The sequence below is a fragment of the Aerococcus loyolae genome (assembly GCF_002871915.2).
GTDB lineage: Bacteria > Bacillota > Bacilli > Lactobacillales > Aerococcaceae > Aerococcus > Aerococcus loyolae.
The window spans coordinates 983,932-1,001,710 of record NZ_CP126958.1; the positions used below are offsets into that span (position 1 = coordinate 983,932).

General features: G+C 35.7%; 19 protein-coding genes. 10 read left to right on the top strand and 9 right to left on the bottom strand.

Features of this window, described 5'->3' with window-relative positions:
* The first annotated feature begins 54 nt into the window (after positions 1-54).
* The 5 genes from CJ190_RS04490 to CJ190_RS04510 all read left to right on the top strand — a co-directional run bounded on the left by CJ190_RS04490 (position 55) and on the right by CJ190_RS04510 (position 4,318).
* Positions 55-990 carry a manganese-dependent inorganic pyrophosphatase gene (locus tag CJ190_RS04490; protein WP_064292431.1) on the top strand — a complete coding sequence of 312 codons (936 nt, stop codon included), beginning with the start codon at positions 55-57 and terminating at the stop codon, positions 988-990.
* Between the two features lie 653 nt (positions 991-1,643).
* Positions 1,644-2,450 carry an ABC transporter substrate-binding protein gene (locus CJ190_RS04495; RefSeq protein ID WP_083307059.1) on the top strand — a complete coding sequence of 269 codons (807 nt, stop codon included), beginning with the start codon at positions 1,644-1,646 and terminating at the stop codon, positions 2,448-2,450.
* 9 nt (positions 2,451-2,459) lie between these two features.
* Complete coding sequence (locus CJ190_RS04500; protein ID WP_168162764.1) at positions 2,460-2,600, top strand: hypothetical protein; 141 nt, start codon at positions 2,460-2,462, stop codon at positions 2,598-2,600.
* 4 nt (positions 2,601-2,604) lie between these two features.
* Positions 2,605-3,495, top strand: a complete 891-nt coding sequence (locus CJ190_RS04505) for an ABC transporter permease (protein ID WP_064292433.1) — start codon at positions 2,605-2,607, stop codon at positions 3,493-3,495.
* A 13-nt stretch (positions 3,496-3,508) separates the two neighbouring features.
* Positions 3,509-4,318 carry an ABC transporter ATP-binding protein gene (locus CJ190_RS04510; RefSeq protein WP_064292434.1) on the top strand — a complete coding sequence of 270 codons (810 nt, stop codon included), beginning with the start codon at positions 3,509-3,511 and terminating at the stop codon, positions 4,316-4,318.
* Between the two features lie 69 nt (positions 4,319-4,387).
* On the opposite strand, the gene CJ190_RS04515 is transcribed toward CJ190_RS04510, so the two are convergent.
* Positions 4,388-5,077: a MurR/RpiR family transcriptional regulator gene (locus tag CJ190_RS04515; protein WP_064292435.1), complete on the bottom strand. Its 690-nt coding sequence runs from the start codon at positions 5,075-5,077 to the stop codon at positions 4,388-4,390.
* A 218-nt stretch (positions 5,078-5,295) separates the two neighbouring features.
* Between CJ190_RS04515 and CJ190_RS04520 the strand changes: the two genes are divergently transcribed.
* The 4 genes from CJ190_RS04520 (at position 5,296) to folK (ending at position 10,091) form a co-directional block, all read left to right on the top strand.
* A complete protein-coding gene (locus tag CJ190_RS04520) occupies positions 5,296-7,167 on the top strand; it encodes a flavocytochrome c (protein ID WP_070597917.1) in 1,872 nt (623 codons plus the stop codon).
* A 30-nt stretch (positions 7,168-7,197) separates the two neighbouring features.
* Positions 7,198-8,532, top strand: a complete 1,335-nt coding sequence (locus CJ190_RS04525; RefSeq protein WP_064292437.1) for a GntP family permease — start codon at positions 7,198-7,200, stop codon at positions 8,530-8,532.
* 255 nt (positions 8,533-8,787) lie between these two features.
* The gene (folP, locus tag CJ190_RS04530; protein WP_064292438.1) at positions 8,788-9,621 is read left to right on the top strand and encodes a dihydropteroate synthase; all 834 of its coding nucleotides are present in this window, start codon (positions 8,788-8,790) and stop codon (positions 9,619-9,621) included.
* Positions 9,618-10,091 (top strand): 2-amino-4-hydroxy-6-hydroxymethyldihydropteridine diphosphokinase, encoded by a 474-nt coding sequence (gene folK / locus CJ190_RS04535; RefSeq protein WP_064292439.1) that lies wholly within the window; start codon positions 9,618-9,620, stop codon positions 10,089-10,091. The genes folP and folK overlap by 4 nt, the downstream gene beginning before the upstream one ends.
* 302 nt (positions 10,092-10,393) lie before the next feature.
* On the opposite strand, the gene CJ190_RS04540 is transcribed toward folK, so the two are convergent.
* The 3 genes from CJ190_RS04540 to CJ190_RS04550 all read right to left on the bottom strand — a co-directional run bounded on the left by CJ190_RS04540 (position 10,394) and on the right by CJ190_RS04550 (position 13,679).
* Complete coding sequence (locus CJ190_RS04540; protein WP_064292440.1) at positions 10,394-10,810, bottom strand: hypothetical protein; 417 nt, start codon at positions 10,808-10,810, stop codon at positions 10,394-10,396.
* Between the two features lie 131 nt (positions 10,811-10,941).
* The gene (locus tag CJ190_RS04545; protein ID WP_064292441.1) at positions 10,942-12,531 is read right to left on the bottom strand and encodes an ATP-binding cassette domain-containing protein; all 1,590 of its coding nucleotides are present in this window, start codon (positions 12,529-12,531) and stop codon (positions 10,942-10,944) included.
* A gap of 278 nt (positions 12,532-12,809) precedes the next feature.
* The gene (locus CJ190_RS04550; RefSeq protein WP_070597916.1) at positions 12,810-13,679 is read right to left on the bottom strand and encodes an LD-carboxypeptidase; all 870 of its coding nucleotides are present in this window, start codon (positions 13,677-13,679) and stop codon (positions 12,810-12,812) included.
* Positions 13,680-14,005: 326 nt separating this feature from the next.
* Here CJ190_RS04550 and CJ190_RS04555 point away from each other — a divergent pair, with 326 nt between their 5' ends.
* Positions 14,006-14,545 (top strand): DUF924 family protein, encoded by a 540-nt coding sequence (locus CJ190_RS04555; protein ID WP_064292443.1) that lies wholly within the window; start codon positions 14,006-14,008, stop codon positions 14,543-14,545.
* Positions 14,546-14,621: 76 nt separating this feature from the next.
* Here CJ190_RS04555 and CJ190_RS04560 read toward each other — a convergent pair whose 3' ends face one another.
* The 5 genes from CJ190_RS04560 to CJ190_RS04580 all read right to left on the bottom strand — a co-directional run bounded on the left by CJ190_RS04560 (position 14,622) and on the right by CJ190_RS04580 (position 17,772).
* Entirely contained in the window at positions 14,622-15,377 is a 756-nt protein-coding gene (locus CJ190_RS04560) for a hypothetical protein (RefSeq protein WP_064292444.1), read from the bottom strand.
* A 3-nt stretch (positions 15,378-15,380) separates the two neighbouring features.
* The gene (locus tag CJ190_RS04565) at positions 15,381-16,271 is read right to left on the bottom strand and encodes an ABC transporter ATP-binding protein (RefSeq protein ID WP_064292445.1); all 891 of its coding nucleotides are present in this window, start codon (positions 16,269-16,271) and stop codon (positions 15,381-15,383) included.
* Positions 16,268-16,471 carry a helix-turn-helix transcriptional regulator gene (locus tag CJ190_RS04570; protein WP_064292446.1) on the bottom strand — a complete coding sequence of 68 codons (204 nt, stop codon included), beginning with the start codon at positions 16,469-16,471 and terminating at the stop codon, positions 16,268-16,270. The genes CJ190_RS04565 and CJ190_RS04570 overlap by 4 nt, the downstream gene beginning before the upstream one ends.
* Positions 16,472-16,473: 2 nt before the next feature.
* A complete protein-coding gene (locus tag CJ190_RS04575; RefSeq protein ID WP_064292447.1) occupies positions 16,474-16,827 on the bottom strand; it encodes a hypothetical protein in 354 nt (117 codons plus the stop codon).
* A 198-nt stretch (positions 16,828-17,025) separates the two neighbouring features.
* Complete coding sequence (locus CJ190_RS04580; protein WP_064292448.1) at positions 17,026-17,772, bottom strand: alpha/beta fold hydrolase; 747 nt, start codon at positions 17,770-17,772, stop codon at positions 17,026-17,028.
* Positions 17,773-17,779 lie beyond the last annotated feature (7 nt).

Sequence of the window (17,779 nt, forward strand, 5' to 3'; positions counted from 1 at the left end):
TAATTCTTTTGAATACTTTATTTATACTATTCAGAGTAAAAGATAGGAGTTATTATGAGTAAAATTTTAATTTTTGGCCACCAAAATCCTGATATGGATGCGATTACCAGTGCTATTTCCTTTAGCTATTTATTAAATACCCTAGGTTATGATACCGAACCCGTTGCCTTAGGAGAGGCTAATGACGAAACTAAATATGCCCTAGACCATTTTAATCATGAAGGCCTTCGTGTGATTGAAAAAGCCGGTGATGAAACTGATACCGTAGCTTTAGTGGACCATAACGAGTTCCAACAATCTGTTGCAGATATAAAAGACCTTAATGTCTTTGCCGTGGTCGACCACCACCGGGTAGGAAACTTCGAAACCTCTGCACCACTTTATTACATTGCTAAACCTTTAGGATGTACCCAAAGTGTGATTTATGACCTTTACCAAGAAAAGGGCGTTGAAATCCCTCAACAAATTGCCGGCTTAATGTTATCAGGGATTATCTCTGACACCTTACTCTATTCTTCTCCAACCTGTACCGAAAAAGACAAGGAAATCGCTAAAAAACTAGCTGAAATTGCTGGAGTGGACGATGAAAGCTACGGAACCGAAATGCTTAAGGCTGGTGCTAATGTTGATGATAAATCAGCTGTAGAAATCGCTGATGGAGACGCGAAATCCTTTAATATGGGTGGCAAAGAAGTCCGCATTGGCCAAGTGAATGTGGTTGATGCTAATGATGTCATCAAACGTAAGGATGAAATCCTTAAAGCCATGAAAGAACTACTAATTAATAATAATTACGATGCTTTCTTATTGGTGATAACCAACATCTTAACCAATGACTCAGAAGGTCTATTAGTTGGCGATGATTCCTTAACGAAAAACTTTGAAAAAGCCTTTGATGTAGATGTTACAGACCATCAATTAGCTTTAAAGGGCATTGTTTCGCGTAAGAAACAAATTGTCCCTCCATTAACAGATTCCTTTGAAGGCTAATTGCTTATTTTTAATTTAAAGAGTCAACTTAATAGAAGTAGATCGAAGCTGGACTTAGGGTCCAGCTTTTTTGATTAACTATTTTTAGGACTCACTTTTTGAAAAATTTATCCCTTTAAAATTTAAAACTTTTATTAATGCTTAAGCCGATGATTTGAGGCCTTCTTGACTTCGTGTGGAGATCATTTTTCTGACACGAAGCCGGTTTTGTCTCAATAAATTTCAAATTGTTTGAATATTAAAACAAGAAAAGCGTTGACATTTATCAAATTCCTGCTTAAGATGGATATATCTTAATAAAAAGGACGTAAGAGAAATGTTAAAAATCCAATTCAATTCGCATATGGTTTTATCTTTAGATATCACCACTAATACATATTACTATAGCTATTTTAGATAATGTTTGTAGCTGTGACACTATCATAGGTACAAACAAACGCAAGTTTTTGTATCTATGATGGCTACAGTTTTTATGTGTTCAAGCCATCTGGAATGATAAATTCTAATGGCTTGAGGCGAATTCTTTTGGAATACACTCGCAAAAGGTTCAATTAGTTTTTATCAAAACTAATTGAACCTTTTTTATTTTTTATTAAGACTTTGTTGTTAAAAATAAATAAAATAGTGGTTTTAGATATTAGAAAGAGGAGATTATGATGAAAAAACAAGTGATTAAAATAATGAGCTTAGGAGCCTTAGCTCTTGGTCTAATAGGCTGTGGCCAAGGGAAAGAGAACGATCAAAAAGCGATTGGCATCATTCAATACGCAGAACATCAAGCACTTAATGATTCCCGTGAAGGTTTTCTAGAAGGATTAGCTGAAGGCGGCTTAAGAGATGGTGAAAAGGTTAAAATCGACTACCAAAATGCCCAAGCGGACCAATCCAATCTCAATAGCATAGCTCAGGGGATGAAAGGGCAAAAAGATCTCGTCTTTACAATAGCTACGCCCGCTGCTCAAGCAGCACTCAATGCTGATAAGGAAACGCCAACTTTATTTACCGCAGTCACCGATCCTGAAGCGGCCAATTTGGTTAAATCAAACGATCATCCAGGGACCAATGCTAGTGGGACTAGTGACAGAGCTCCCGTTGAAAAAGCGGTCGACTTGCTCTTAAAGATCAACCCAGAAATTAAGACAGTTGGCATGCCATACAATTCAAGCGAGGTCAATTCAGAAATTCAATTTACTGCCTTTAAAGAATACGCTGAAAGTAAAGGCCTAAAGGTCGAAGCTCAAACGGTAACCACAACTAATGAAGTGCAATCTGCAATCACTGCTTTAGCTAAAAAGGTAGATGGTATTTGCTTACCGACTGATAATACCATTGCCCAAACCATTCCTACTATCGGCAAGGTAGTAAAAGAAGAAAAAGTTCCGACAATTGGCGCAGAAAGTGCTCATATTGAGGGTTGTCTAGCAACCTACGGAGTTAATTTCAAACTCCTAGGCCGTTAAACTGCTGAAATGGCCCTTAAAATTTTAAAAGAGGGTACTGACATTAGTGAAATGCCAGTAGAAAAAGCTAATGAATTCGAATTACAAGTGAATGAAGAAATGGCAAGCGCACTTGGAATCGATACCGAAAAGTTGAAGAAGGGAGAATAGAGCAATGGCCATCATTATTTCTAGTATTTCTCAGGGCCTGATGTGGGCAATTTTAGCCTTTGGGGTTTATTTAAGCTTTCGCATTTTAGATATTGCTGATATGTCTGCTGAAGGAAGTTTTCCTCTCGGGGCAGCGGTATGTGCCAAGCTAATTGTTTCAGGTTGGCACCCCTTATTAGCTACATTGATTGCTTTCCTTGCTGGTATGCTGGCAGGAGCAGTTAACGGTTTTATGATTAATAAGATGCATATTCCAGCCCTATTATCAGGGATTCTAACCATGACCGGACTCTATTCGGTAAATATTCGCATCATGGGGCAAGCCAATATTCCCTTATTAGGTGAAGCTAGCCTAATGGATAGCCTCTACAATCTGGGCTTTAATTTAACTGCTGCTTCTCTGATTGTTAGCCTGATTTTCGTCATTTTAGTGATCTTTGTTTTGGTCCTATTTATGAATACAGAGTATGGTTTGAGTCTGAGAGCGACCGGGGATAATCCCCTCATGGCGGAGGCCAATGGTATTCGAACTGATCAAATGAAATTAGTTGGCCTGATGATTTCAAATGGTTTGATCGCTTTGTCCGGTGCGATTATCTGTCAAAATAATGGTTATGCCGATATTGCCATGGGGACAGGAACCATTGTTATTGGCTTAGCAGCAGTTATTATAGGTGAGGTTATTTGTCGAAATTTGAGCTTTGGTAAACGCCTAGTAACGATCGCTTTAGGGGCAGTAATTTATCGCTTAATTATTGACCTTATCATGCAACAGCAAGTCATTCCGGTCTTACCAAGTGATATAAAAATTTTATCTTCCCTTGCCCTAGCGATTATCCTCTTTGCTCCTTATGCCAAGAGTCAAATCGAACACAAGAGAAAACAAAAGCAGTAGAAAGGTGGTCACTATGTCAGAATTATTGAAATTAAAGCAGGTTAACAAAGTCTTCAATAGGAATAGTGCTAATGAAAATTATGTGATCAAAGACTTTAATTTGACCATTCACGAAGGGGAGTTTGTTTGTGTGATTGGATCCAATGGCGCGGGAAAATCAACCCTTTTAAACTTAATTGCTGGAACCCATCCTGTGACTTCTGGGCAGATCTTTTTAAAGGGAAAAGAAATTACTCAAGATCCTGCCTTTAAACGTGCTGGACAGGTTAGTCGGGTTTTTCAAGACCCACAAATGGGAACTGCACGTAACTTAACCATTGAAGAAAACCTGGCTATTGCTTATAAAAGAGGAAAAAAGCGGTCTTTTAATCTGGCGGTCACTGAAGACATGCGGCAAGTTTTTCATAGGGAATTAAGCCGACTGAATTTGGGACTGGATCAACGTTTAACCACACCAGCTGCAAATTTATCAGGCGGGCAACGCCAGGTGTTAACGCTCTTGATGGCTATTTTGGAGAAGCCAGAACTTTTACTCCTGGATGAACATATTGCAGCTCTTGATCCCCGGACCAGTGCTATGGTTATGGACTTAACAGACCAATTAATTTCGGAGCATCAATTAACTAGCTTAATGATTACCCATGATATGAACGACGCTTTAAGCTATGGGAACCGTTTAATTATGCTCCATGAAGGGCGAATTGTGGTTGATGTGAGTGGATATGATAAAAGCAAATTGTCAGTTGAAGATCTTATGGAACTCTTTAAAAAGAGTGTCGGTAATCAACTAGTCAGTGATGAATTATTACTCAATGTTAAGTAAAATGAAACCATACAATCAGCCCAGTGAATTGTCTAATAATCCACTGGGTTTTTAAGTGATTAATATATGCTATCTGTCTAATCTTTTCAGGGAATCAGCGATTAATTCCTCAAAATAAATGAGTGTCAGACCAAAAAAGACCTGGGGCTTGTATTCCTTATAACGAAAAATAGAAAAAGACTTGGTGTCAATAGTTAATTGCGCATTTTCTTGCAGTTGACCACTCGGGTTACCGGTAAAAACCATATATTCCACCCCGTTTTTATGGGCAAGCTGAGCTAAACGCAGAAGATATTCAGTCTCACCGGAGTGACTAATAAAAATAATGACAGCTTCATTAGCAAATTCTTTATTGATGAATTCCTCATAAGTATTACTTATGGAGCGAAAGCCAAAAGTATTTAGGAGGTCAGACATATAATTAGCTAAGTGTAAGGAAAAGCCTAGCCCCATAAAAATAAATAATTTATCCTGGTATTTTTCAATCATTTGATAAAAATCATCACCATAGCAATCGATAATTGATTGTTGGCTGACGTGCATTTCTTTTTCACGTTCTTGGTTAAATTGAAATAATAATTCACTATAACCGGAGAAGTTCATTTTTTTGGCTAAATGAATAATGGTTGCCGGGGAAACATAGGCTTTTTCTGCTAGCTCGCGGATTGTTAACTTGGCATCAGATTGGATTAAATGTTTTAAAATATCAACTTCAGTGTCCGTTAAATGATATTTACTGATAATACGGTCTAATTTCATTTAATTACCTCATTATATTTATTAATAAATTACATTATAACATTTTTACAAGAATCCATGATAGCGATTACTTTAATCACTAATGGGTTATTTCCTATTTTGTTTAGTTTGAAATTGAACATGTTTATATTAACTCCTAAAGTATAGTAACAGCTATTCTTAATATGTTATCCTTATCATGAACACAGGTTATCTATTTATTTTTAGGAGGTATAAAGATGACAAAAGGTCTTTTTGAACCAGGTAGTTATTCTGTTAGAGCAGCAGGACACAATGGGTCTTTACCTATGGAAGTTACTCTGACTGACGATCGCATTAAGAGTATTGAGATTGATACCAGTGGTGAAAGTAAGGGAATCACTTCACCAGTCTTTGAAAGAATTCCTAAAGCAATTATTGAAGGCCAAACCCTCAATGTTGATACCGTCAGTGGAGCGACAGTAACTAGTAAGGGGATTTTGGCAGGTGTTGCTGACGCTATTGAAGCAGCGGGTGGGAATCCTGAAGAATTCCGTAATCGCCCTAAATACCAAGCTGACCAAGCTGAAAGTCCTGGTGAAAAAACTGCTGATGTGGTTGTATTAGGTTCAGGTGGAGCCGGTTTATCAGCAGCTATCGGTGCCGTTGATAAGGGAGCTAAGGTCATTCTTCTTGAAAAATTCCCTTCACTCGGCGGAAATACTACTCGGACTGGGGGACAAATTAACTCTGCTGACCCTGAATGGCAAAAAGGCTTTGATGCTTTCCCAGGAGAAGTTAATAACTTAAAAGGGATTTATCAAATGGACGAAGCGGACTTCCCAGAAGCCTATCGCCCACAATTCCGTGAGTTAAAAGACGAGCTAGAAAAATACTTTGCTGATATGGAAAACGGGGAAAATTACCTCTTCGATTCAGAAAACCTCTTCTGTATCCAAACCTTATTAGGAGGAACCCGGAAAGACTTAGATGGTCATGTTACCTATGGTAATTATGACTTAGTATCTAATTTAACCCACAAAGGTCGTCAAACCATTGAATGGATGAAAACCAAGGGTGTTGAATTTGATGAAGAGCATGTTACTGAACCTGTGGGAGCTTCCTGGCGTCGTGCCCGTGAACCAATTCCTACTGGGGGCTACGGCTTTATTGACCCCTTGCAAAAATACTTTACCCAACAAGGCGGAGAAATTATTACCGACTGCCAAGCTAAAGAATTACTGGTAGAAGACGGTAAAATTGTTGGTGTCAAAGCTCAATACAGTAACGGTAATGACTTAACTGTTCACGCTAAGAGTGGGGTAGTTATGGCTACTGGTGGCTATTCAGCTAATTATGAAATGGTCAAAAAATATGATAATTACTGGGGTAATCTTCCTGAAACGATTCCAACAACCAATTCACCAGCCTTAACCGGTGATGGTATTGCAATGGGGCTATCAGTTAATGCAGCTCTAGTAGATATGGGCTTTGCTCAATTGATGCCTAGTGCCGACCCTATTACAGGTAATATCTTCAGTGGGATTGACTGTCCACCTTCTGATTTCGTCTTTGTTAACTTAGAAGGTAAACGTTTTGTTAATGAATATGGGACTCGTGACCAACTTTGCCAAGCAATCTTTGACCAAGGCGGCTTGATTTACAATATTTCTGACAAAAATATTGCGGCAACTCGTTTCAATTCTACTGATGAACAACTTGAAAATGATATTAAAAATGATGCTTGCTTTAGAGCAGATACCTTGGAAGAACTTGCTGAACAAATCAATATTGATCCTGAAGTACTGGTTGATACCATTGAGAAATATAACCAATATGTTGAGGATGGACACGATCCTGAATTTAATAAGGGTTCATTCAACTATAAAGTAGAGGTTCCTCCATTCTACGCGACTCCAAGAAGTCCTGCAACCCATCATACCATGGGTGGTTTGAAAATCAATGTGAATGCCCAAGTGATCAATGAAGATGGCGAAGCTATTGATGGCTTATTTGCAGCAGGTGAAGTTGCAGGTGGTATTCACGCAGGGAACCGTCTCGGTGGAAACGCCTTAATTGACATCTTTACTTACGGAAGAATTGCTGGCGAAAACGCTGCAAGCAATCGATAGTCTTTAGAACGAGGAAAGGTGTATTAACTTATGGAAGTTATTGGTATCATTGGGCTAATTGTAGCCATAATTAGCGTCATTTACCTTTCATTTAAAGGTTTAAGCATGGTAGTGGCAGCGCCACTATCTGCTTTAATTATTATCTTATGTAACCAAATGGATATCTTTGGGTCATTAATTGGTCCAGAAAATTCCTATATGGCCGGATTGGCTGGCTTTTTAATTAAGAACTTCGGGATTTTCATCCTGGGTGCTATTTTAGGCCAATACATGGATAAAAGTGGAGCAACTGTTTCTATCGCTAACTTTATCTTAGATAAAGTCGGAACTGAAAGTGCCTATAAAGTGCTGGTAGCCTTAACCTTTATCGGGGCCTTATTAACCTTTGGTGGTATTAGTATTTTTGTGGTTTTCTTTACTTTAATTCCTCTTGCCAGACCGATTTTTAAGAAATTAGACATTAACTGGAAATTATTATCTATTCCGTTATATTTAGGAGCCGGGACCTTTACCATGTCCATGATTCCGGGGACTCCATCCGTACAAAATGCTATTCCTACAACGACACTTGGCACGAGCTTAACGGCTGCTCCAGTGCTTGGGATTATTTCTACTGTTGTCATGCTGGGCTTTGGTCTATGGTATATGAAATACGAACTCGACAAGAGTCAAGCAAAAGGGGAAGGTTTCTATTCATATCTTGAAGGAGATACAAGTCATATCGAAGAGGATGTCGTTGAACATTCTGATAATGACTTACCATCCTTTGTGACCAGTATTATTCCTTTGGTAATTCTAATTGCAACTATTATGATATTTTCAAATGTTGATAATATTATCTTAATTGCCTTAACCATGAGCATTGTGCTATCAGCATTCTTATTCAAGTCCTATTTACCTAAGCAAACAGAAGTCTTAAATGCTGGGGCAACCGGCTCAGTTGGCTCTTCCTTTGGGGCAGCAAGTGCTGTGGCCTTTGGGGCGGTATTAACCAGTGCACCAACCTTTGACGCGATTAAACAAGCCATCCTTAATATTCCTGGACCACCATTAGTTAGTTTAGCGGTTGCAACTGCTATTCTTTCAGGGGTAATGGCTGCTTCAGGTGCCATTGGGACAGTTATTACCCAATTAGCACCAACTTACTTATCAATGGGGATTCCAGCTGAAATTATCCACCGTATCGTTGTTATTGGTGGTGGAGTAATTACAGTTGTTCCTCAATCAGGAGTTGTCTTAACCTTTAACAATATTAGTGGTTTAGACTTCAAACATGGTTTTAAAGAAGCATTTATTGTAAGTAACGGTGGCTTCTTATTATCCTTAATCGTTACTGTCATTGTGGCACAAATCTTCTACTTGTAAGATTTAACAAGCTTTAAATAGCCCCCAATTAAAGAACAGGATTAGAAGGTCCTGTTCTTTTTCTTTTTCTTTTTCTTTGATGTCCCTGGCAGTGGGAAAAACTCGGAAATGAAATTCTAGCTTTTCGATCACACTATAAAAGTATTCCAAACGATATGCTTTATATGCTATTATTTTATAATACCTAGAAGTCAGTAGTTATTCAAAAAGAAATACTGGGTTAATGGTGAATATGCTAGTTAAGAGAGGAAAATTATGCATAGTTTTGTTTTAAGAGATGGTAGAAAAATTGATTTTCAGCAAACTGAAATTATGGGAATTATTAATATTACTAAAAATTCATTTTACAAAGAATCTCGTGTTTCAGAAGAAAATTTAATGCAGAGGGTAGATCAGTTTATTCAAGAAGGTGCCTTTATTTTAGATATTGGAGCAGAATCAACACGTCCCGGCATTGATCCAGTTGATGAGCAGACTGAAATCCAAAATATCCAAAGAGCTGTAAGTATGATTAGAGAAAAATACCCTAACATCTTATTGTCTATTGACACTTATCGGGCCACAACGGCGGAAGCAGCTATATTAGCTGGTGCGGATATTATTAATGATATCTCTGGACTCACTTTTGATGAAAGAATGGCTGATGTAGTTGCTAAATATCAAGTGCCCATAATTATTATGCATATAAAAGGCAAACCTAAAGACATGCAAAATGATCCGCATTACGATGACTTAATTACTGAAGTAGAAGAATTTTTCGACCAGCAAATTCAATTAGCCCTTGATCACGGCATTCAAAGAGATAAGATTATCCTAGACCCTGGTATTGGCTTTGGTAAAAACTATGAGCACAATGTTAGTTTAATTAAGAATATTGACTTTATGAAAAAATATCAGCTTCCTATTCTTTTGGCAGTATCCAGGAAAACCTTTATCGGTCAACGTTTGGGAGGCTTAGAGCCTAGTGAGCGTCTAGAAGGGACAATTGCTGTTTCCTGTTTTGCAGCCATGAAAGGAATAGAAATGGTGCGGGTTCACGATGTTAAAGAAAATTTACGTGCGATTCGGGTGATGGAGTTATTTAAATGAAAACAACAGTATATTTAGCTATTGGTTCTAATTTAGGAGAGCTCAGCAAGAATCTAGATCAAGCTGTGCAAGCCGTTGATGCCTTGGAAGGCACAAAAGTCACTAAAAGATCAGCCAATTTATCTAATGCCGCTTACGGGGTTACTGATCAGGATGATTTTCTCAATGGAGTTATCGAAATCATAACGAATTTAGCTCCCTTGGATTTATTAAAAGCTATAAAGAAGATTGAAAAAGAAATGGGGCGTACAGAGACCTATCGATGGGGTCCACGTCTGATAGATATCGATATTATCTTTTACGGAGATATAGTCTTGGATAGCCAAGAATTGACGATTCCACATATCGACATGGTCAATCGTGACTTTGTCTTAGGACCTTTAAAAGAAATCGCTCCTAATAAAAAGCATCCTATCTACAAAAAGACGGTAAGCGAATTGTACCAAGACTTAATTGATCGTAATCAATAATATATTATAAGTAGCGTTTATTAGCTAGAATTGTAAAGCAAGTTAATAGACGCTATTTATTGCGCTTGAATTACGAAAAAACTTAGCGTTTATTATTAGAAGATTTGAACAAAAGAGGGACCTGATTTATTTAGACTTGTTACTCACGATAATATATATTATGTTAACTAGAAAAGATAAAAAGTAAAAAAGGATAAGTTTATTCAATCTTATGCAGAAAATAATGATATTTAGTGAATTTTCTTATGTATAATTCTATGTACTTAAAAAAGCATCTAGACTGTGTCATCGTATAAATTAACTTAATTATTTAAACTTTCCTTCACATAAACATAGGCATACCATTCTAGACCAAATTCTCTCAGCAATAAGGTATAAATCTCTTGCCAGTGCTTATTGTTTTTAAGTAAATACACTTGACCAAAAAATTCGTCATTATATTGGTCTGTACCAATAAAGTCATTCTTCATACCTACTAAATATTTTACGTAGCCATCATCTAACAAATCTAATATAGCTCTTAAATGGTTTGCTACAAAATAAGTGCCTGTATGATAAGGTAATTTTTTATTATCTTCAATGCCGTAATCCCCAAAAACACTATTATCTGATTCTTTAAAGTCAGGTTTAGACCAATCTAAGGCCAAAATATGCCAGTCACCATATGTCTCTAGTTTGCAGGGAATATTTAAAGCAAACTGACCACTAAGATATTTCATTATGCTAATTACCACCTTAAATGCACTATAGTTTTAGAATAGCTTCCTCCACCCTAACCTATTTTATTACATAAATAAACACAATATAAGCAAAGTATATCGAATCATCCAAAGATTTACTCCCTTAATTATCAGCTAGCAAAATACTGATTTAAATCAATCACTTCATCAAATTGTTTACCCGATCGATAAATATCGACATGGGTTACATAAATAAGGGTTTTATCTAAATGGATTAGTTTGTTTTCTATTTTTAATAAGGTTTCATAATCGATACCAGCAGAGAATTCATCTAATAATAGAATTTCCTTCTTCATCAGTAAGGCGCGGGCCAGGCAGACTCTTTTAGCCTCTCCACCAGAAAGTTTTACAGCTTCACTAGAAAGCAACATGTTTAAACTTTCTTCATTAGACCATTGCTTTAATTCAACAAAATTTAAAACTTCATATAACTCGTCATTAGTATAATTATTTGAAAATAGGGTCAGATTATCCTTCAAACTAGCACTAAATACATGGGGCTGTTGTGGGACATAGCCGATATGTTCAAAAATATTACTTTCCCTAATAGTTCTAACATCAAGGCCGTCTATTTTAACGCTGCCCTTATAGTCATTTCGCTCTCTTAAAATAGCCCTCAGGATTGTTGTCTTGCCAATACCGCTCTTCCCTTTTAGTAAATACTTTTTATTTTTCTCAAAGGAAACATTAAGCGCCTTACTGCCCTTTCTATTTTTTAAGGAAAATTGATCAAGGGAAATGACATTAAAGTCTTTCACTGTATGACTTGCTTGATCGACTTCGATAAATTCTTGGGAAAGTGTCTCTAAAACCTTTTTACCACTAATATATTTTGCTAGTAAATCAGAGGAAGTATATATAGGAAAGGCAATTCTCGCTAGCAATTGAGAGAATGCTATCATTCCCCCTAGTGTGAGTTCTCCATGGATAATCAATAGACCACCGATGATCCAAGATCCAAAATAGAGAAGATTTGAAAACAATTGATTCAAGCTGATAACCGTATATTGTGATTGTTCAACTTGCACCTGTTTCTTTAAAAGCTTTAAGGTTTTGCTTTCGAAAAGCTTAAAAATATTTAATTCTTTATTAGCTACACGCCAGTCAGTAGTTCCTTCAATTAAATCTTGAATAGTAGCTACTGATGAGTTAGTTTCTTCTATAAGTTCCTCTTGCTTTTCTTCTAAGCTATTTTTAAATAAAAAGGCCACCAATAAATTAGGAAGACTTAGAAAAATCGATAAGATAGACAGTATAGGATTAAAGTAAAAAGAAACAATAATCGCTACAAGTAGCTGGCAAATGAGATAGCCGCCCCAATAAATCGAGTAAAAATAATTGGCTTCGACTTGATCAATTTGTGTGGTTAAAGAAGCTAAAAGTTTATCATTCTTTTCTCCAGTTAGTAAATCAAGCGGTACTTTTTGAATGTTTGCAAAAATCTGTTTGCGAAAAACATAGGCTGACTTTTTACTTAATATGGCCGTTAATAATTGCTGGAAATAATAGATCAGTGTTTGAACTAATATAAAAGCAATGGTCAAAAGAGATACGATAATATATCTACTTTCACCTAAGTTTATAGCATCAATAATAAATTGCATCAAATAAGCTTCACTGACCATGGCTACAGATAATAAACATGTGAGAAAGGCATAGATAAAAATATCTTTTCTTAATTTTCCGTAAATAGATTTCATTAAGCTCTCCTTTAATTTGATTGATTTATTTTGGCGCTGTAAAATCGCCTTGTCAATAAAAATATAACTTTTTAATCAAATTAATTATCAAGGAAAGTAAATTATATAACTAGAAAAATGCTTAACTTAGCCCGGTTTTAAGTCACATCTTGCCCTTTTTATAATTATTTATGGTCATATATTAAAGTAAAAAAGCACAATAGAATGTATCTACTGTGCTAGTGTCCCTGCTGTTTTGTTTTTATGCCATTGCAAAATACAGACGATTTAACCAGTAATTAATCCAATTGGGTCTTTAAGGATAGCTCTTGACCAATAATTAGGGGCAAAGAATCTTTTTGATGGCCAATAGATTCCGTCGATACTAATGGAAGTTCGGGATTGACATACTCTTTAACAATATCTAATAGATAATCTCTACCTATTTTACTATCGAATTCGGTAAAGGACCCTAATATTAAGCCGCTAATTTCTTCAAAAACAGCTAATTGTTGCAATTGAGCTAAATAAGTTCTTATACGACCTTCCAAGCCAGAAAAACTTTCTAAAAATAAAATATTCCCCTTTAAATCTGGCCAATATGGAGTACCGGCTAACTTTAAGAAACAGCGTATATTACCACCTAATACTAGCCCCTTCATGGAACTTCCCTGAATAAATTCAGAATTTTTTTGGATATATTTGTTTACTAGCTTATTTGTCTTAGTATTCTTTAAAAGGCTGGTAAAAGCCTCAAATTGCTTATTACTACTTTTGTCAACTAAATGGCGTACCTGAAAAAGTACAGAACTTTTACCTGTTTGACTATAAATGGCGTTAATGACGGTAGTTAAATCGGAATAGCCAAATAATTTGCATGACGAATTTTTAATTGCTTTATAATCCAAATAGCAAATTGTTTCATTAGCAATATCCCCGCCAGATAAGTCAAAGATATAATCAATTGCGGGATTTTTAAAATATTGGTTAACAATTTCAGCGCGTTGTTTAGCATTAACTGCTCCAACTTTAGAGTCACTGAATAAGGCATCCTCTTGGTAGTGAACCTTGAGAGAAAGATTTTCTAACAGTTTGATTAAGTTTTCTAACGATTCTTTCTGTTTGATACTCAGCCCATTGGATAAGGCAACTAAGGCAATTTCTTGCATAATACTCACCTATTTCTTTTTCTTATGATGATATGTATAGCTTAAACAAATGATTATTGAAAGGATTAAATATAAGACCATAAAACGATTATTTGGCACTCGTGATATTAACATTCCCTATAATATCAAAATTAGAGCTATAAAAAATCTTTCAATCTTTTTCATCCTTTCTAATAACATTAAGTACTTACAGCCATGAAATACTAATTTAATTATACCTAGGATTATATTTTTTCGCCAACTTACCAATATTTGTCGATTTATTCGCTTAATAAAGCTTTCTATGATAAGTTTAATAAAAGATTAGTTATCTGAGAGGTGAAAAAATGGATTATAATGATGTACTCGATTTTTGGTTTAAGGAACTTGATCCCAAACAATGGTTTAACGGTGGCGACCAAGTTGATCAATTAATTATAGATAATTTTTCTAAGCTACATGGACAAGTTGCTGCTGGTGAACACGCAGATTGGCGTCAAGAGGTTGAAGGTAGACTGGCTGAAATTATTGTCTTAGACCAGTTCTCCCGTAATATTTACCGGAATAGTGGCCAAGCCTACGCTTACGACAATATGGCCCTTGCTTTAGCTCAAGAAGGAATAAGGCATGCTGATTTAAGTGGGCTAACAGTTGAAGAACGTGGTTTCTTCTATATGCCCTTTATGCATTCGGAATCGCTTAAAATTCATGAACAAGCTCTCGAACTTTTTGCTTCTGAGCCCGGTCTAAGCCATCGCTTAAAATACGAAAAAATGCATTATGATATCATTAAAGAATATGGCCGTTATCCCTATCGCAATGAATATTTAGGTCGTGAAAATACTCCTGAGGAAGAGGAATACTTAAAACATAATGATGGCTTTTAAAGCCATGAGCTGAATAAATTCAAGATATAATCAAAAGCCCTGACAAAAATCAGGGCTTCTTTTTATAGGACTTAAGTTAATGACTAGTTAATCCAGTTTTGAATTTATTATAAGTAAGAACGATACCAACATGGGCAAGTATGAGCACAAAGTTAAGACTAATGAAAGATAGAAAACTAATATGTCCTCCTACCCAATAGTTCATGTTGCACATTGGGAAAAGCAAAGAGAGGTAGGCAGCCGTTTGACTAAAAAATCGGGTCTGTAACAATATAATCGCTAAGACATAAGAAATACCTATGAATAAACCAGTTGATAGAATAGAATTCTTAATGATTTTATGAATGCTTATCGCTTGGACAAGCAGAGTAACTATAGCGACTAAGATAGCAAGATATACTTGCCATACACTTATATTTTCAGGGCCAAAGGTTAAAGGGCTAAGTGATGGGCCCAAAAGTGTACGCCCAAAAATAAAGGAGAAACCGATGAAAAGAACAAAGGCAACCATGCTATAGATGCTGGCTATGATTAAATCACACAGATAAGCTTGCTTAAAATTGATCTGGGAAGTGACTAATTGTTCTTTGATGAAACGACTTTTGTTGGAAAAGGCGGAAGTAATGATAGGAAAGGCTATTGTTAATCCCATTAAAAATAAACTAATGATTATTTTTGTGCCATTTAATAAATTAATGTCAAAATCATGGTAAGGGGTTATTAGTCTTAAATAGAGATTTATTGCTAAGCTAATCATAATTAAAGCAAGCATAAAGAAAGGATAAGCCCTTATTTTACTATGTCTAAACCATTCAGCTTTTATGAATGTCATTATCTATCCTCCTCTAATTGTTTTAATAAAAAATTCATTCATGGTCTGTTTATTTTTATTAATTTCCTTGTAATTAATATCATTCTTATTAAGCCACATATGTATTTCATACTCGTTAATGTCATTGCTATGAATAATAATTACATTACCGTTAAAGTCAATCCGCTGTTTTCCAAATTTATCAAGAAATGCATTTCTAAGGCTTTGGTCGACTTTATCAAAACGTATGAAAATTTTTCTAGTTAAGGCGTGGTCCAAATCAGCCTTGCTGATATCCTTAATGACCCTACCCTCATCAATAAATATAAAGCGGCTACACATATTATATAAGTCTTCTAAAACATGGCTACTTATAAATATTGAGAGATTTTTTCTTTGGTTAAGTTCTAATAGTAAATTAGAAAGATCATAAATACCTTCTGGATCAATACCATTAAAAGGTTCGTCGAGAACCAGAACTTTGGGCTGGTTAAGTAAGCATAGTGCAATTCCAAGACGCTGCTTCATACCTAAAGAAAAAGCACGAAACTGTTTATTCTCATCTCCATCGAGTTTAACCAACTCCAGCACTTCACTAATACGATTGGGATCAATCGCTCTTATCCTAGAAAAATAATATAAGTTTTCATATGCGCTTAAATAGTCAAAAAACTTTGGTCGACTAATCATATTAGAAAGCTCAGATGGCTTAAGCTGATTCCCCCAACGATAACTTCCGGCACTGGCTTTGAGGTAATCTAGGATAATATTAAATAAAGTTGTTTTACCTGAACCATTTTTACCAATTAGTCCTACTATTTCAGCTTCATATATTTCTAGTGATATATTCTTTAAAATTTTTTCCTGACCGAATCTCTTTTCAATATCCTGAATAGTTAGTATATTTTCCATCATGAATCGTCCTCTTCTAAAAGAAAGATATCTTCAACATGTAGATTCAAGTACCTGGCTATTGTCATGGCTAAGTGAAGGGAGGGATCATATTTATTATTTTCAACCATATTGATGGTTTGACGGGAAACCCCTACTAAATCAGCCAAGTCTTGTTGGGTCATCTTATGTTCTTTTCTTATACTTTTTAATTTATTTTTCATGACTATTCTTCATTTCCTTCTTGACGGTGAATAAGGAAACGAAGACGGATGAGATTAATAATATATACAACACTAGCCAAAATAAAATATTTTAAGTCATTGCTAATTCTGATTTGAAGTTCATCGATACTAATATTTCCCGAGTAAGTTAGCAATAGAAAGACATTTAAAAACAGAGAAATTCCGGAAAATATTGTCACAGCAATGCCGATATTCTTGAAGATTTGTTGTCTGAAGTGCTTAAACATTTCATCTTTATGGTTCTTTCCTGCTAATTTCATCACATATATGATATAAACCGTAAAAATGACTAAAAGAACCAAATTAATAATTATCGTTAATACAATATTTTTCATTTTTTACCTCCTAATTTAATGTCAAGAGCCCTTGACATTATCCTAACGAATAATTTTAAAAATGTCAAATACTCTTGACATTAACTTTAGAGATTATTTGATAAAACTTATAATAAATAGTCGATAAGCAAAAACAGACAAGAAAAAAGACTTCACCCCGTTGAAATGAAGTCTTTTTTCGTATTCTATTCGATCTTACTATATATTATTTTGGATAAAATCGACCGATTTTTCAATAATATCATAAGGAACCCAGTGGTCTTCTTCCTCATAAATCTGATAAGCGATATTAACTTTCTCATTATTCGCTTGTATTTTTGGGATAAGCTGGCGATTAATATCTGTATTTATCCAGTTATCCTTGCCCCCATTGTAAACAAAGAAAGGCAGACCCTCTAGCTGATCGAGATGGTCGGCTAGGTTCCAGCTACGGATAAAGGCTAAGTCTTCATTTACACCGTGACTGTCTTGATCTTGGCTATATAGCTGACCTAATTGCTCAACTGCATCAATGGCAGCAATGTATTGGACTGCCCCATCTAATTTTTGACCATACTTAGCAATGATTAAACCTGTTGTCAATCCTCCCATTGAAGTCCCAAAAATAGCCAGGTGGTTCACACTATAAGCCTCTCTTATTGCCTGAACTAAGCGTGGAAATTCATCTACATTATGCTTTAAAACAGATGCCAGGTCATTTGCCATTTGGTATTGGTAATTATTGGGTCGTCGTTGTCCATGGAGGTAGGCATCAGGAATAACCACATGAAAGCCTGCCTTAGCAAAAGCGATGGCTTGGGTTAGTATCGATTCTTTGACATTAGTCCAGCCGTGATAGCCGATAATAAAGTCCTTTAATTTATTACCCTGCCCTTCCATAAATACCTCTAAGACAGGAATATCAGAAAAGACATTATAACGGACAGTATAATTTGTAGCCGTCATGCAATTC

What these genes read in the sequence shown, in the direction of transcription:
- CJ190_RS04490 (WP_064292431.1), top strand. Translation starts at nt 55, where the DNA reads ATGAGTAAAATTTTAATTTTTGGCCACCAAAATCCTGATATGGATGCG.
- CJ190_RS04495 (WP_083307059.1), top strand. Translation starts at nt 1,644, where the DNA reads ATGATGAAAAAACAAGTGATTAAAATAATGAGCTTAGGAGCCTTAGCT.
- CJ190_RS04500 (WP_168162764.1), top strand. Translation starts at nt 2,460, where the DNA reads ATGGCCCTTAAAATTTTAAAAGAGGGTACTGACATTAGTGAAATGCCA.
- CJ190_RS04505 (WP_064292433.1), top strand. Translation starts at nt 2,605, where the DNA reads ATGGCCATCATTATTTCTAGTATTTCTCAGGGCCTGATGTGGGCAATT.
- CJ190_RS04510 (WP_064292434.1), top strand. Translation starts at nt 3,509, where the DNA reads ATGTCAGAATTATTGAAATTAAAGCAGGTTAACAAAGTCTTCAATAGG.
- CJ190_RS04515 (WP_064292435.1), bottom strand. Translation starts at nt 5,077, where the DNA reads ATGAAATTAGACCGTATTATCAGTAAATATCATTTAACGGACACTGAA.
- CJ190_RS04520 (WP_070597917.1), top strand. Translation starts at nt 5,296, where the DNA reads ATGACAAAAGGTCTTTTTGAACCAGGTAGTTATTCTGTTAGAGCAGCA.
- CJ190_RS04525 (WP_064292437.1), top strand. Translation starts at nt 7,198, where the DNA reads ATGGAAGTTATTGGTATCATTGGGCTAATTGTAGCCATAATTAGCGTC.
- folP (WP_064292438.1), top strand. Translation starts at nt 8,788, where the DNA reads ATGCATAGTTTTGTTTTAAGAGATGGTAGAAAAATTGATTTTCAGCAA.
- folK (WP_064292439.1), top strand. Translation starts at nt 9,618, where the DNA reads ATGAAAACAACAGTATATTTAGCTATTGGTTCTAATTTAGGAGAGCTC.
- CJ190_RS04540 (WP_064292440.1), bottom strand. Translation starts at nt 10,810, where the DNA reads ATGAAATATCTTAGTGGTCAGTTTGCTTTAAATATTCCCTGCAAACTA.
- CJ190_RS04545 (WP_064292441.1), bottom strand. Translation starts at nt 12,531, where the DNA reads ATGAAATCTATTTACGGAAAATTAAGAAAAGATATTTTTATCTATGCC.
- CJ190_RS04550 (WP_070597916.1), bottom strand. Translation starts at nt 13,679, where the DNA reads ATGCAAGAAATTGCCTTAGTTGCCTTATCCAATGGGCTGAGTATCAAA.
- CJ190_RS04555 (WP_064292443.1), top strand. Translation starts at nt 14,006, where the DNA reads ATGGATTATAATGATGTACTCGATTTTTGGTTTAAGGAACTTGATCCC.
- CJ190_RS04560 (WP_064292444.1), bottom strand. Translation starts at nt 15,377, where the DNA reads ATGACATTCATAAAAGCTGAATGGTTTAGACATAGTAAAATAAGGGCT.
- CJ190_RS04565 (WP_064292445.1), bottom strand. Translation starts at nt 16,271, where the DNA reads ATGATGGAAAATATACTAACTATTCAGGATATTGAAAAGAGATTCGGT.
- CJ190_RS04570 (WP_064292446.1), bottom strand. Translation starts at nt 16,471, where the DNA reads ATGAAAAATAAATTAAAAAGTATAAGAAAAGAACATAAGATGACCCAA.
- CJ190_RS04575 (WP_064292447.1), bottom strand. Translation starts at nt 16,827, where the DNA reads ATGAAAAATATTGTATTAACGATAATTATTAATTTGGTTCTTTTAGTC.
- CJ190_RS04580 (WP_064292448.1), bottom strand. Translation starts at nt 17,772, where the DNA reads ATGACGGCTACAAATTATACTGTCCGTTATAATGTCTTTTCTGATATT.